General features: G+C 72.5%; 10 protein-coding genes. 6 read left to right on the forward strand and 4 right to left on the reverse strand.

Annotated features, from left to right (window positions below; genetic code table 11):
* The first annotated feature begins 14 nt into the window (after positions 1-14).
* Genes J5X75_RS22840 through J5X75_RS22855 form a run of 4 tightly spaced genes read left to right on the forward strand, consistent with a single transcriptional unit; the run spans position 15 to position 3,148 of the window.
* Entirely contained in the window at positions 15-428 is a 414-nt protein-coding gene (locus J5X75_RS22840; RefSeq protein ID WP_208469534.1) for an RrF2 family transcriptional regulator, read from the forward strand.
* Positions 429-436: 8 nt separating this feature from the next.
* Positions 437-1,507, forward strand: coding sequence for an ABC transporter substrate-binding protein (locus tag J5X75_RS22845; RefSeq protein WP_208469535.1), 1,071 nt, complete (start codon positions 437-439; stop codon positions 1,505-1,507).
* Between the two features lie 32 nt (positions 1,508-1,539).
* Entirely contained in the window at positions 1,540-2,286 is a 747-nt protein-coding gene (locus J5X75_RS22850; RefSeq protein WP_208469536.1) for an ABC transporter ATP-binding protein, read from the forward strand.
* Complete coding sequence (locus tag J5X75_RS22855) at positions 2,276-3,148, forward strand: ABC transporter permease (protein WP_208469537.1); 873 nt, start codon at positions 2,276-2,278, stop codon at positions 3,146-3,148. Before J5X75_RS22850 ends, J5X75_RS22855 begins: the two co-directional genes overlap by 11 nt.
* Positions 3,149-3,160: 12 nt before the next feature.
* Here the strand turns inward: J5X75_RS22855 and J5X75_RS22860 are convergent, their stop codons facing one another.
* Positions 3,161-4,030, reverse strand: coding sequence for a hypothetical protein (locus tag J5X75_RS22860; protein WP_208469538.1), 870 nt, complete (start codon positions 4,028-4,030; stop codon positions 3,161-3,163).
* A gap of 106 nt (positions 4,031-4,136) precedes the next feature.
* On the opposite strand from J5X75_RS22860, the gene J5X75_RS22865 reads away from it, so the two are divergent.
* Positions 4,137-4,850, forward strand: a complete 714-nt coding sequence (locus tag J5X75_RS22865) for a lysophospholipid acyltransferase family protein (RefSeq protein ID WP_208469539.1) — start codon at positions 4,137-4,139, stop codon at positions 4,848-4,850.
* 162 nt (positions 4,851-5,012) lie between these two features.
* Here J5X75_RS22865 and cspE read toward each other — a convergent pair whose 3' ends face one another.
* Positions 5,013-5,216: a transcription antiterminator/RNA stability regulator CspE gene (gene cspE / locus J5X75_RS22870; RefSeq protein WP_014447450.1), complete on the reverse strand. Its 204-nt coding sequence runs from the start codon at positions 5,214-5,216 to the stop codon at positions 5,013-5,015.
* A gap of 223 nt (positions 5,217-5,439) precedes the next feature.
* Here cspE and J5X75_RS22875 point away from each other — a divergent pair, with 223 nt between their 5' ends.
* The gene (locus J5X75_RS22875; RefSeq protein ID WP_208469540.1) at positions 5,440-5,844 is read left to right on the forward strand and encodes a pilus assembly protein CpaE; all 405 of its coding nucleotides are present in this window, start codon (positions 5,440-5,442) and stop codon (positions 5,842-5,844) included.
* A gap of 369 nt (positions 5,845-6,213) precedes the next feature.
* Here J5X75_RS22875 and J5X75_RS22880 read toward each other — a convergent pair whose 3' ends face one another.
* Together J5X75_RS22880 and J5X75_RS22885 are read right to left on the reverse strand one after the other, a co-directional pair.
* On the reverse strand, positions 6,214-9,903 hold the full coding sequence (locus tag J5X75_RS22880; protein WP_208469541.1) for an ATP-dependent helicase: 3,690 nt from the start codon (positions 9,901-9,903) through the stop codon (positions 6,214-6,216).
* 28 nt (positions 9,904-9,931) lie between these two features.
* On the reverse strand, positions 9,932-14,059 hold the full coding sequence (locus J5X75_RS22885) for an ATP-dependent helicase (protein ID WP_238488951.1): 4,128 nt from the start codon (positions 14,057-14,059) through the stop codon (positions 9,932-9,934).
* Positions 14,060-14,162: the final 103 nt, after the last annotated feature.

A 14,162-nucleotide genomic window follows, 5' to 3' on the forward strand; every position in this document is an offset into this window, starting at 1 on the left:
AAGGGGCGCGCGTCGTGTACGTCTCGGCTCGCACGGACTACGCCGTACGCGCGATGCTCGCGGTCACCGCGGAACACCCGCACCTGGTCAAGGCCGCCGGACTGGCGGCCGCCCAGGAGATCCCGCTGAGCTTTCTCCAAGGCATCCTGCTCGATCTGCGCCGCGCCGGGCTGCTGCACAGCCATCGCGGGGTGGACGGCGGATACGCGCTGGCCCGGCCGGCCGAGGAGATCACCGTCGGCGACGTCGTACGCGCCGTCGGCGGCGCCCTCACCACGGTTCGCGGCCTGCCCACGTCCACGGCGACCTACCACGGTGCGGCGACGGCGCTGCATGACGTGTGGGTCGCCGTCGAGGCGGCCATCGAGGGTGTGGTCGACCACAAGACCCTGGCCGAACTCTCCAACACCTCAGTGAAACGAAACTAGGAGTGAGTATGAGCTCCCGCACCATACGCGCGCTCGCCTTCGCCACGGCCGCCGTTCTGGCCTCGACCGCTCTCGCCGCCTGCGGTTCGGACGAGGAGAAGCCAACCGCGGCCGGCTCCGGCGCCGCCGAGGCCGAAACCATCCGTCTGGGTTACTTCCCGAACATCACCCACGCGCCGGCTCTGGTCGGTGTCAACAAGGGCTTCTTCGCCGAGACCCTGGGCGGCACCAAGCTGGAGGAGAAGACCTTCAACGCCGGCCCGGCCGCGATCGAGGCGCTCTTCTCCGGCGCGATCGACGCGACCTACATCGGCCCGAACCCGGCGATCAACGGCTGGTCCGAGTCCAAGGGCCAGGCGCTGAAGATCGTCGCCGGCAGCACCTCGGGCGGCGCCGGCCTGGTGGTCAAGGACGGCATCAACACTCCGGCCGACCTCAAGGGCAAGAAGATCGCCACCCCGCAGCTGGGCAACACCCAGGACGTCGCGCTGCGCGCCTGGCTGAAGCAGAACGGCCTGAACGCCGACAAGCAGGGCGGCGGCGACGTCTCGGTGCTGCCGCAGGACAACGCGACCGCGTTGCAGGCCTTCGCCCAGGGCGCGATCGACGGCGCCTGGGTGCCCGAGCCCAACCTGAGCCGGCTGATCCTGGAGTCCAAGGGCAAGCTGCTCGTCGACGAGAAGACCCTGTGGCCGAACGGCGAGTTCGTCACCACCCACCTGATCGTGAGCCAGGAGTTCCTGAAGAAGTACCCGGGCACGGTCAAGAAGCTGATCCAGGGCCACGTCAAGTCGGTCAAGTACATCGAGACCAACAACGCCGAGGCGCAGACCGCCGCGAACGCCCAGATCGAGAAGCTGTCCGGCAAGGCGCTCAAGCCGGAGATCCTCGCGGCCGCGTTCAAGAACCTGAAGTTCACCTACAACCCGATCGCCTCGTCGCTCTACACCAGCGCGAAGAACGCCGAGTCGGTCGACCTGCTCGACCCGGTGGATCTGAAGGGCATCTACGACCTGACGATCCTCAACGAGGTGCTCACGGCAGAGGGCCAGGCCGCGGTCAGCGACGCCGCCGCCTGACGGACTGACCGGCGAATGATGGGAGGGCGAGTATGAGCACGGTAGTGCGGATCGACGACGTCACCAAGAAGTACGGTTCGGGCAGCAATGCTCTGCTCGCCCTCGACCACGTTTCGCTCACCGTCGACAAGGGCGAGTTCGTCTGCCTCCTCGGCGCCTCCGGGTGCGGCAAGAGCACGCTGCTGTCCCTGGTCGCGGGGCTGGACAGGATCAGCGGCGGGACCCTGGAGATCAACGGCAAGCACGTCGCCCTGATGTTCCAGGAGGCCGCCCTCTTCCCCTGGCTGTCGGTGTCCGGCAACGTGGAGCTGGCGCTGCGCCTGCAGGGGGTGGGCCGGGCCGACCGCCGTAAGCGGGCGGGTGAGCTGCTGGAGATCGTCCGGCTGGGCGGCTTCGGCGGCAAGCGGCCGCACGAGCTCTCCGGCGGCATGCGGCAGCGGGTGGCGCTGGCCCGGGCCCTGGCGCAGAACGCCGACATCCTGCTGATGGACGAGCCGTTCGGCGCCCTGGACGCGATGACCCGCGACATCCTGCACGACGAGCTGGAACGGATCTGGCGGGAGCAGGAGCTCACCGTCCTCTTCGTGACGCACAACGTCCGGGAGGCGGTCCGGCTCGGTGACCGGGTCGTCCTGCTGAGCAGCCGGCCGGGCCGGGTCCTCGAAGACTTCAAGATCGATCACCCGCGCCCGCGGCGCATCGACTCGACCGAGGTGGCCGCCCAGGCCGCCGAGATCACCGACCGGCTTCGCGCGGAGGTCGCCCGTCATGCCAGCTGAGGTCATCACCGACGACAAGACGGCCGACGAGGTCAGCGGCCTCGACGCGCTGGAACTCGCGCCACGGCCGGACCGGGGCGACCGCGGCCGGCGGATCTGGAACAGCGCCTGGCCCAAGCTGCTGGCCGTCGCCATCGCGATCGCCGCCTGGCAGCTCGTGGTGCTCTCCGAGTGGAAGCCCACCTACGTGCTGCCCGGCCCGGTCGACGTGTTCGCCGACCTGAAGGAGCTGGCCACCACGCCCGACTTCTGGGACGGCGTACGGCTGACCCTTACCCGGGCCTTCACCGGCTTCCTGCTCGCGGTCGCCATCGGCACCGTGATCGGCGCCGCGGTCTCCCGGTTCGCCCCGCTGCGGGCCGCGATCGGCTCGCTGATCACCGGCCTCCAGACCATGCCGTCGATCATGTGGTTCCCGCTGGCCATCCTGCTCTTCCAGCTCAGCGAGAGCGCCATCATGTTCGTGGTGGTCATCGGCGCCGCACCCTCGGTGGCGAACGGCCTGATCAGCGGTATCGACTACGTGCCGCGGACCTGGCTGCGGGTGGGTCAGGTGCTGGGCATGAAGGGCCTGTCCAAATACCGGCACCTGATCCTGCCGGCGTCGCTGCCGTCCTTCATCTCCGGGCTCAAGCAGGGCTGGGCGTTCTCCTGGCGCAGCCTGATGGCCGGTGAGCTGCTGGTCATCGTGCCGGGCGCGCTGTCCGTCGGCGCCCGCATGCAGAACGCCCGGGACCTGCACGAGGCCTCGCTGGTGATCAGCTACATCATCGTCGTACTGATCATCGGCATCCTGATCGACATCCTGTTCAACACGGCGGACAACGCCCTGCGCAAGCGCTGGGGCCTGACCGGCAACTAGCCGGGCCGTCGGCTAGAGCGGCCGGACCGACTCCAGCACCTCGTCGATGACGTAGTCGAACTGCTTGTGGGTGCCGGGCACCGAGACGTACAGGATCGCGGCCGTCGGTTTTCCGACGTCGATGACCGCCACCGCGGACAGCTCCTCGGTGGCGGTCAGCCCGGCCTCGGAGAAGCGCAGCCGGAACTGGCTCACCCAGGCGGGCCGCCCGCCCAGCGTCGTCACCTCGTCGCGCAGCGGCTCCATCCGGTTCGGCTGCGGGTAGTACTCGGCCCGCACGTCCGCCGCGACCTGCCGCCCGACGCACTCCAGATCCAGCGTGACGGCGTCGTTGTCGGCCGCCGGCACCGCCGCCGACAGGATCGAGGCGTGATAGCTGCCGCCGCGGTAGACCTCGGTCACGAAATGCTGCCCGACCCGGTAGGGCACCCGCAGCGTCCCCGCCTCCCAGACGTCGGTCCAGGTCTCCCAGGGGGCGCCGTACCGCTGGTAGGAGATGCCGGCGGTCTCGTCGACCGTGCGCTCCCCGGTGGCCGGTGGCGGTGCGCTCGGCACGGCCGTCGGGGCGCCGCTCGGCGCGGTGGTGGGCGCCGGGCAGGCCTGCGCCAGCGGCGGCCGCACGTCGGCCGGCGGGCCGGCCTTCGACCCGAACGGGTCGCCGTCGCCGCCGACGATCACGATCAGCAGGACGGTGAGGCCGATCGCCACGATCGCCCCGGCCACGCCACCGAAGATCATCAACTGCCGCCGGCGCCGTCGGGGCCCGTCCGGCGGAGGCGCCTGCGGCGGGGCGGGCGGTTGCGGTGGAGACTGCGGGGGTACGCCGTACGCGGTGACCATCCCCGATGCCCAGGGGGACGGATCAGGACGCGCATCGGTCATGACTCCAGTGAACACCACGGGCGCCGCCATCCCACGAGCCGGTAGGCCCGCCGGGTTTGCCCGGCCGATCTACGCCGTTCCCGGAAACGTCGGCTACCGTGCTGCCATGGAACTGGTGTATCCCCCGGTCGTCGCCTTGGCCAAGACGATGTTCCGCGTGCTCGACAACCGGATCGAAGTCGAGGGCGCCGAGCACGTCCCGACCAGCGGTGGGGCGGTGCTGGCCAGTAACCACTCCAGTTACCTGGACTTCATCTACTGCGGCCTGGGCTGCCAGCCCGCCAAGCGGCTGGTCCGGTTCATGGCGAAGAAGCAGGTCTTCGACCACAAGATCAGTGGCCCGCTGATGCGCGGCATGCGGCACATCCCGGTGGATCGCAAGGCCGGCACCGCCGCCTTCAAGCACGCCATCGAGTCGCTGCGCGGCGGTGAGATCGTCGGCGTCTTCCCGGAGGCGACCATCAGCGAGTCCTTCACCGTGAAGACGCTGAAGTCGGGCGCCGCCCGGATGGCCCAGGAGGCGGGCGTGCCGCTCATCCCGATGGCCGTCTGGGGCCCGCACCGGCTCTGGACCAAGGGCCGCAAGAAGGAGCTGACCAAGCGGCACGTGCCGGTCCTCATCAAGATCGGCGAGGCGATCGAGGTCACCGCGGACGCCACCCCCGAGGCGATCACCGCGACCCTGAAGGAGCGGCTCACCGAGCTGCTCGACGCGGTCCAGCGGGCGTACCCGGCGAAGCCCTCCGGCCCGGACGACCGCTGGTGGCTGCCGGCCCATCTGGGCGGCACCGCCCCGCTGCCCAGCGGCACGGCCGCCTGAGGCTCCATCTGACCGAAACCGATCATCGAGGGCTTCCGGCGCGCCGGGGGCCCTCGACGTGTGAAAGGGCCCCGGAACGGCATCGGCGCCGCACCCGAAACCGGGTACGGCGCCGACCTCACTCGGTGCCGGCCGCTATCCGCGGCCGCGGCTCAGCGTGAGTCAGACAGAACGGATGTTGGCCGCCTGCGGACCCTTCTGGCCCTGGGTCACCTCGAACTCCACCCGCTGGTTCTCCTCCAGGGAGCGGTAGCCCGACATCTGGATCGCGGAGAAGTGGGCGAAGACGTCGGCGCCGCCGTCGTCCGGGGTGATGAACCCGAAGCCCTTGTCCGCGTTGAACCACTTCACAACACCGGTAACCATGCTCGTCTCCTCGACGATCGATCATTCCCGACCATTATGGACGGGAACGAGGTAATAAGACCCGCATTCTGTGGGTCTCGTGCTGCCGTACTGATCGCCCGACCGGAGAAACCCGGGTTACGACAAAGAGCGCCTGGGGCAGACTTCCCCACAGGCGCTCCTGAGTACTTGGGAACCAAACTGACAACGTGGGCCAGCGTAGCACGGGAAGAGGGGTCGCGAAGTGCTCGGCGTACAAGTGGCGCGGCAGCTCAAAGCCGCCGGACTGGCCTGGAAGCCACAGCTCGGTGACCGTTTCACCGTCCCGGACCGGGATCTGGACGACGAGCTGTTCGTGCTCAGCAACATGCTGATCCAGGTGCACGACCGCCCGGAAGGACGAATCATCGCCTTCAACGGCACCACCGAGTGGGCGCTCGACGACGTCGACCTCGACGAGGCGCTCTGGCTGCCACGCGAGGACCAGCTCCGGGACCTGCTCGGCGGCACCTTCCGCGAACTGCGCCGGGAGCCCGGCGGCCACCTGGTCCGCATCGCCCTGCTCGGCCACGAGCACACCTTCACGGCCGCCCGGGCCGAGGAGGCCTACGCCGCCGCCCTCCTGCACGTCCTGACAGCGGCCTTCTAAAACCCCTATCCGGTACGGACGACCCCGAACCCGCCGAATCCACCCCGCCCCGCGGCACCCCGCGATCATCTGCCGGGGCACGCCCGCGACGCGCCCGCCGGGCGAAGATCGGTGGTCCCGCTCCAATCCGCACCACCCACCCACACCACACAAGCACCCGCCGAGGCCCAGACCGGCAGACGCGCTCCAGCCCCACCACCCACTCTGGTCACGCAAGCACCCGCCGGGAAGAGATCGGCGAACGCGTTCCACCCTCACCATCCATGCCACGCAAGCACCCACCGGGCCGAGACCGGCGAACGCGCTCCACCGTCACCAGCTTTGCCACGCACGACCCATGGGGCCCCAGCGCTCCGAAAATTTGAGTGCTCAGAGCGAGTCGGCCGGGATCTCCTCGATCAGGGCGGCCAGTTCGGCGGCCTCCATCAGGTCGGCGGGACGGACCGTGACCTGCTCCCGCACGTAGTGGAACCCGGCACGCACCTTGCGCACCGGCACCCCGGCCAGCGACGCCCACGCGATCCGGTAGGCGGACAACTGCACCGCCGCCGCCTCGGCCTCCGCGCCGCCCGGCCGCCGCCCGGTCTTCCAGTCGATCACGTCGAACCGGCCGTCCGGATCGGCGAAGACCGCGTCCATCCGCCCCCGGATCACCACCCCGGCGACGGTTGTGGCGAACGGCACCTCCACCTCGACCGGCGTCCGCTCCGCCCATTCCCCGGTCAGGAACGCCTCCTGGAGCAGGGCCATCTCGTCGTCACCGGCCGCGTCGTCGTCAGCCGCGCCCGGCAGCTCGTCGATGTCGATCAGCCGCACCGACCCGAACCGCCGCTCCAGCCAGGCGTGGAAAGCCGTGCCCCGGCGGGCCTGCGGGGCGGGCCGCTGCGGCAACGGGCGGCGCAACGAGCGGGCCAGGGCCTGCGGATCCCGGCGCAGCACCACGAGCTGGGACACCGACAGGTGCGGGGGCACCACCACCTCGATCGGGCCCTCGTGGCGGGTCCGCTCGGCCCGCTCGGCCAGCAGCAGCCGCGCCTCGCGCCGCCAGCGGACGATGTCCGGATCCTCGGCCTCCGCCACCCGGTCGGCCGCCTCCGCGGCGGCCACCAGCGCCGCCCGGTCAGTCCCGTCCACCCCACCCTCTTCCGCGCCCAGCTCGGCCGCGCCGGCCTCGCTCACACCCGCCACACCACCGTCGCCCGCGCCGGGTGACTCGGCCTGGGCGGCGGGTGACTGATCGCTTTCGGTCGCGGCCAATTCCGGGGTCGCCGCGGCGGCACTGTCGGGCGGGTGGGGGCCGGAATCGCGTTCGGTCCCGCGTACCTCTGATTTGGGTGTTTTGTCTGGTGAGCGGGGCGCGGGGACCGACCAGCCGGTGTCCCCCTCGGCAAGACCGACGAGGTCGGCCGCGAGGCCGGCCCGGGCCGCGACCTCCGGATCCGCGGCGGCCAGGTCGGCGAACGCCTCGGCCGCGGAGGCGTCCGGATTCTCGATCATGCGGCGGATCAGGTCGGCGGCGGCCGCCATCGCCGGGCGGCGCAGGCCGAGCGGATCGGCCGGCCACTCGGCGGTCGCCACCACCTGATCGCTCGGATTGGTGTCGCCGGGCGCCGGCTCCGGCGTCCACACGTCCACCACACCGGCGCCGTCGGCGCAGGCCGCGCGGATCTCGTCGAGGAAGACCGACGGGCCGCGCGGGCGCTTCACCCCGTCACCCCACCAGTAGCCGGAGCAGAGCAGCAGGCGGCGTGGCCGGGTCACCGCGACGTAGGCCAGGCGGCGCTCCTCACGCTCGTCGTGCTCCCGCCAGGCACGGCCGAAAGCGGTCACCGCGGCGGCGACGTCCTTCTGCTCGACGGCGTCGCCCAGATCCAGCGCCGGAAGCCCCGCCGAGTCGCCACGCAGCGGAAACGGCAGCACCCCGATGCCGCCCAGGTAGTGGTCGGAGGAGCGGGCCAGACCCGGCCAGACACCCCGGCACAGGCCGGCGACCGAGACCACGTCCCATTCCAGGCCCTTCGCGGCGTGCGCGGTCAGGATCTGCACCGCGCCCTCGACCACGTCCACCTGGCCCGGCTCCAGACCGCGTTCCTCCTCCTCGGCGGCCGCCAGGAAGGCCAGGAACCCGGCCGGGGTGCCGGTCTCGTTCTCGGTGATGTAGCGGGTCGCCGCCTCGCCCAGCGCGTCCAGGTGGCCGCGGGCCAGCCCGGCGTCACCGGCCGCCCAGCCGCGCACCGCCACCTCCACGTCCAGGCCGATGGTGCGCTCGATGTCGGCGAGCAGGTCCGGCAGCGGCTGGTCCAGGCGGCGGCGCAGCGCGGCCAGCTCACGGCCGTAGTCCCGCAGGCGGCGGTAGCCCTCGTCCGAGTACAGCCGGGGGGCACCCGGGTCGGCCAGCGCCTCCACCAGGGTGGCGTCGTCCAGACGGTCGGTGTTGATCTCCTCGGGGTCGTCGCCGGACCGGCCGGAGGCGGCCGCCCGGGCCGCCGCGATCGCCCGGGCCCGCCGGTGCAGGGCCACCAGGTCACGCGGGCCGATCCGCCAGCGCGCCCCGGTGAGCAGCCGCAACAGCGACGCGCCGTCGGCCGGGTCGGCCAGCACCCGCAGCGTGCAGACCACGTCCCGGACCTCCGGGGTGTCCAGCAGGCCGCCCAGACCGACCACCTCGACCGGCAGGCCCCGGGACCGCAGCGCCTCCTCCAGCACCGGGATCTGGCTGCGCACCCGCACCAGGACGGCGCTGGTCGGGCGCCGCTCCAGCGGGATCTCGGCGGCCGGGGCGGTCGGCATCCCGGCGACCAGGCGCCAGGCGGTCAACATCGAATCGGCGATCCAGGCGGCCTCGTCGGCGTACGTCGGCAGCAGCGCACATGTCACCGTCCGCCCGCCGACCGCCGCGGCCACCCGGTCGGCCGACTGCAACTGGTGCACGTGGGCGCGCAACGGGGCGGAGATCGTGTTCGCCACGCGCAGGATCTCCGGCCGGTTGCGCCAGCTCCGGGTCAGCGTGCGCTCCCAGGCCGGCCGGTCCCCGGAATCCCGGAACTCCTCCGGGAACCGCTCCAGCGTCCCCGCGGACGCGCCCCGCCACCCGTAGATCGACTGGCAGGGGTCGCCCACCGCGGTCACCGGATGGCCGCCGCCGAACAGGTTGTTCAGCATCGTCACCTGCGCGTGGCTGGTGTCCTGGTACTCGTCGAGCAGCACGATCCGGAACCGGCCGCGCTCGATCTCGCCGACCTCCGGATGATCGCGGGCGACCAGCGCGGCACGGGCCATCTGGTCCCCGAAGTCCATCGCCTCCAGGTCGAGTTTGCGCTGCTCGTACGCCCGGACCAGGGGCAGCAGGGTGAGCCGGCCCTGCTGCCGGCGCAGCACCTCGGAGACGTCCTTGTACATCCGGCCCGGGAACTCCTGCACATCGGCGAAGAACCGGCCGGTCCAGGCCGCCAGGTCGCCGGTCGTGACCAGATGCTCGGACAGCTCGGCGGAGAGCGCCAGGACGTCGTCGGTGACCGTGCCCGGCGCGCGGTTCAGGCCCGTCATCTCACCGGTGTAGGTGCGCACCAGCGAGTCGACGATCTGCCAGCGGGCCGCCTCGGTGAGCAGGCGCGCGGACGGTTCGTACCCGGCGCGGAGCCCGTGCTCGGTGACCACCCGGGCCGCGTAGGCGTGGTACGTCGAGATGGTCGCCTCACCGGCGAACGCGTCGTCCCGGCCCAGCCGGCGGACCAGCTGGCCGAGCCGGGTCCGGACCCGGTGCGACAGCTCGCCGGCCGCCTTGCGGGTGAAGGTCAGGCCCAGGATCTCGCCGGGGTGCGCGTACCCGTTCGCGACCAGCCAGACCACCCGCGACGCCATCGTCTCGGTCTTGCCGGAGCCGGCGCCCGCCACCACGAGCAGCGGCTCCACCGGCGCCGCGATGATCGCCTCCTGCTCGGTGGTCGGCTCCGGCAGGCGCAGCAGCCGGGCCAGCTCGCGCGGCGTGTAGCGGGGTCCCGAGTCGGCGGCGCGGCGGCGCGGCGACGGCCCCTCGGCGAACAGCGTCGGCTGCGTCATCGATCAGTTTCCGAATCCAGTGGCACGGTCAGGAATCTTCCGGGGTCGGCTCGACGACCTGGCGGCCCTTGCCGGAGATCGGGCAGCTGGTGCGGACCGGGCACACCCGGCAGCGGCTGTTCGCCACCGCGGAGAAGGTGGCGGCGGCCATCGTCTCGGCGGTGCGGCGGACCATCGCGTACGCCCACTGCGGGTCGGCGGCCTCGGTGATCGGCACCTGAAGCTGCTCGCGGGCGTCCTTACCGGGCCCGAGCTGCACCAGCGCCGCACCGCCGCTCTCCGACCCGTAATCCGCGAAAGCCCCCGCCGCGATCGCCGCCTGGTAGCCGCCGAGCTGCGGATTCTCGGCCACGTCGGCGGACGAGACGGCGGTGGTCTTCCCCGTCTTCAAGTCGATGACGACGAGCCGGCCCTCCTCGTCCACCTCGAGCCGGTCCACCCGGCCGGTCAACTGGATCGGCCGGCGCTCGTCCTCCAACCGGACCGTGAACTCGTGCTCGATCGCCAGCAGCCGCCGCGGGTTGACCGCCAGCCAGCGCAGCAGCTTGTCGACCATCGCCTGGGCCCGCTCCTGCTCCGAACCGGCCAGCCACTGTGCGGCCAGCTCGATCGAATCGAACCGGGCCGACACGTACTCGACCAGCTTCTCCCGGTCCGCGTTCGCGTCCTCGGCCAGCATCGCCGCGGCGTGCACCAGGTTGCCGATGCCCTGCGCGGGCCCGGCCGGGGCCGCGCCGCCGTGCCGCTCCAACAGCCAGCGCAGGCTGCACCGCAACGCGCTCTCCATCGACGACGGCGTCACCTTGACCGCCTCGCCCTCGTCGACGAGCGGCCGGTCGTCGGAGAGCGGCCGCAGCCCCCACCACTCGTCCGGATGCGCTCCCGGCACCCCCGCCGCCGCCAGCCGGGCCAGCTCGGCCGCCGCGGCGCGCCGCCGGCTCGGCGTCTCAGCGCTGCCCACCACGACGGTACGAAGCTCGGCCACCAGCGAGGCCAGGGTCAGTGCCCGCGGTGGGCGGCCCATCGGGATCTCGGCCTCGGCGTCCTCCCCTTCCGCTCCACCGACGGGATCGCCGCGCTCATCGCCGCCCGCCGGCTCAGCGTCCACCCCCACCACTCCACCGACGGGATCGCCGCGCTCATCGCCGCCCGCCGGCTCAGCGTCCACCCCTACCACTCCACCGATGGAGCCGCCGCTCGCCGCGTGCTCACGCGCAACGCCGCCCACCTCACGGGCGACATCGCCGGCCTCACCGGCAACATCTGCCGCCGGCTCGGTGTCCTCGCCGGCCTCGTCTCCCGCGGCAGGCCGTGTGGCATTCCTTCCTATCGGCCTGGTGCGGTCGCCAGGGTTCGACGGACCACCTGAATCGGAGGAACCGGGGGAAGAATCTGAATCAGTGGAACCATCCGGATCGGAAAAATCCTCCTTACCGGGCAAATCGTCCGGACTGGACGTGCCGGAAGGGGGTTCAGGAGGGCCGGACGGACCCGACAGGCTCGACGCAGCGGACGGCAGTTGAGTAGGGCCGGACAGTCCCGACAAGCCCGACGAACTCGACGCGCTGGACGGCGATCGAGGAGGGCCGGGCAGGCCCGGCAAGCCCGACGAGCTCGACGCGCTGGACGCCGGTTGAGGAGGGCCGGACGGACCCGGCAAGCCGGACGGACCCGGCGAGCCGGACGGGCCGGACGGACCCGACGGGGGTTGAGGCGGGCCGATGTCCCAGGGGTCCGGATCGGCTGGTGGATCGCCGCCGCCGAGGCGGCGGATCGGGGTGGCGAGTTCGGCGAGGAAGCGGCTCGGCTGTTCCTCACCGATGGAACCGCCCACACTCGCCGACGAGACGGCGGTGACGACCAGGCGGCGGCGGGCTCTCGTGACCGCCACGTAGAAGAGCCGCCGCTCCTCGTCGAGCAGGGCCGACGTCTCGGCGATCACCGCGGCCGGGCCGGAGGCGGGACGGCCGGCGAGCACGTCGACGAGGCGTTCCGAGCCGAGCAGGCTGCCGCGCAGGCGCAGGTCGGGCCAGATGCCCTCCTGTACACCAGCGAGGATCACGACGTCCCATTCGAGGCCCTTCGCCGCATGCGCGGTGAGGAGCCGGACGGCCTCGCCACGGTCGGCGCTCGGGGCGATCGAGTCGGCGGGCAGCTCCTGGCCGAGAACGTGGTCGAGGAAGACCGAGACCCCGGCGCCGGGCAGCCGGTCCACGAACCGGGCGGCCGCGTCGAAGAGGACCACCATGGCGTCCAGGTCCCGATCGGCTGCCTCGGAGCGCCACTGCCGGGCGCGGCCGGAGTCACGCTGGTCGGGCATGGGGACGTTGCCGGTGCTCATCGCGAACCACCGGTCGTGCAGCCCGCTCTCCCGCCACACCGTCCAGAGCACCTGCTCGGCGGAGACACCGGGGGCCGCGGCCGCCTCCCGGGCCACCGCGATCAGGCGGGCGATGGTCTGCGCCGGGCGGGCCCAGCGCCGCTCGACCAGATCCAGCCCGGCCGGGTCGCGGATCGCGTCGACCAGGAGCTCACCCGAGGGCCGCCGGTCACCGGCGGCCACCGCCAGCGCCCGCAGCCCCTGGCGCAACCGGCGCTCGGCCAGCGGGTCGGCCCCGCCGAGCGGCGAGTGCAGCAGAGCGACGGCCGCCTCCTCGTCGAGGGCCGCCGGATCCACCGCACAGCGCAGGAGCAGCAGGAACGGCGCCACCGCCGGTTGCAGGTGCAACGGCAGGTCCTCGGCGTGGATGACGGTCGGCACCCCGGCCGCGGCCAGCGCCCGCTGCACCGACGGCTGTTGCAGCATCGTCGATCGCATCAGTACCGCCATCCGCGACCAGGGCACCCCGTGCAGCAGATGGGCTTCCCGCAGGGCGTGAGCGATGTACGCCGTCTCCGCGGCGGTGGACCGGAACGTCCGCACCACCGCCTCCGGCCGCGGCCCCCACTCCCCTTCGCTCCCCGCGCCCGACGTCGAAGCCGATCCAGGAGAAGACGAATCACCCACCGCGGCCGAAGAACCGGCGGCCGAAGACTCCGTGGCCGGAGACCCCGCAGATGGGGAGCCGGCGGACGGCGAGTCGGCGGGTGTGGGGGCGGTCGGGGCGGGTGGGTGCATGGGCCGGTGCCCGATCGGGCCGCGCATGCGGCGGGCGACCCGGCCGGTCGCGTTGAGCAGGGGCGCGGCGGCCCGGTAGTTGGTGTGCAGGACGATCGTCTCGGCCGGGGTGCCGGAGGCGGCGCGGAAGGTGGCCGGGAAGGTGCCGACGACGCTGGGGTCGGCGCCCCGGAAGCCGTAGACGGACGAGTCCGGGTCGGCGAAGGCGACCAGTGGCTTGCCGCCGCCGGCGACCAGGTTGAGCAGCTCGATCTGGGCCGGGTCGGTCTCGGCCAGCTCGTCGACGTAGACGAACGCCAGGCGGCGGCGCTCGGCCTCGAGGAGGTCGGGCTCGTCGGCGAGGAGGCCGGCGGCGGCGCGGACCAGTTCGGCCGGATCGTACGCCGCCGAGCCCCGGGTGGTGACGTCGCGCAGGGCGAGGACCGCCACATACTCCCGGAGGAAGCGGGCGGCGGCGGGCCAGTCGTCGCGGCCGAGGCGCTCGCCGAGGCGGGCCAGCTCGACGGGGCCGACGCCGCGCTCGGCGGCGCGCTGCATGAGGTCGCGCAGCTGCTGGGCGAAGGCGCGGGTGGGCAGCGCCGGGCGGAGGGCTTCGGGCCAGCCGATGTCGCCGGTGGCCTCGGGGTCGGCGACGGCGGCCAGCAGCTCCCGGATGATCAGGTCCTGTTCCGGGCCGGTGAGCAGGCGTGGAGACGGTTCGCCGCGTTCGGCGGCGGCCCGGCGGAGCAGGCCGAACGCGTACGCGTGGAAGGTCCTCACGAGCGGCTCGTGAACGATGCGGCCGGGCTGGTCGGCGATCCGTGCCTCGATGCGGTCGCGCAGCGCGGCCGACGCGCGGCGGCCGAAGGTGAGCACCAGGATGCGCTCCGGGTCGGCGCCCTCGGCGATGCGGGCGGCCACCGACTCGACGAGCATCGACGTCTTGCCCGTGCCGGGGCCGCCGACGACCAGGAGCGGCCCGGCGGTGTGCTGGATGACACCGCGCTGCACCGGGTCGGCGGGCAGCGCGACCGCGACCGGGCGGGGACGCCGGACCAGACGGTAGGTGGGCCGGCGCACCGGGGGGAGGGATACCGGCGTGCTCACGGCATCTATGAGAGCACGCCGGTACGACGTTATTCCGGGGCGGGAAGCGCAACGG

The organism is Actinoplanes flavus (genome assembly GCF_017592555.1).
Taxonomy (GTDB): Bacteria; Actinomycetota; Actinomycetes; order Mycobacteriales; family Micromonosporaceae; genus Actinoplanes; species Actinoplanes flavus.

Coding starts and splice junctions, on each gene's coding strand:
- J5X75_RS22845 (WP_208469535.1), top strand. CDS start 437: ATGAGCTCCCGCACCATACGCGCGCTCGCCTTCGCCACGGCCGCCGTT.
- J5X75_RS22850 (WP_208469536.1), top strand. CDS start 1,540: ATGAGCACGGTAGTGCGGATCGACGACGTCACCAAGAAGTACGGTTCG.
- J5X75_RS22855 (WP_208469537.1), top strand. CDS start 2,276: ATGCCAGCTGAGGTCATCACCGACGACAAGACGGCCGACGAGGTCAGC.
- J5X75_RS22860 (WP_208469538.1), bottom strand. CDS start 4,030: ATGACCGATGCGCGTCCTGATCCGTCCCCCTGGGCATCGGGGATGGTC.
- J5X75_RS22865 (WP_208469539.1), top strand. CDS start 4,137: ATGGAACTGGTGTATCCCCCGGTCGTCGCCTTGGCCAAGACGATGTTC.
- cspE (WP_014447450.1), bottom strand. CDS start 5,216: ATGGTTACCGGTGTTGTGAAGTGGTTCAACGCGGACAAGGGCTTCGGG.
- J5X75_RS22880 (WP_208469541.1), bottom strand. CDS start 9,903: ATGACGCAGCCGACGCTGTTCGCCGAGGGGCCGTCGCCGCGCCGCCGC.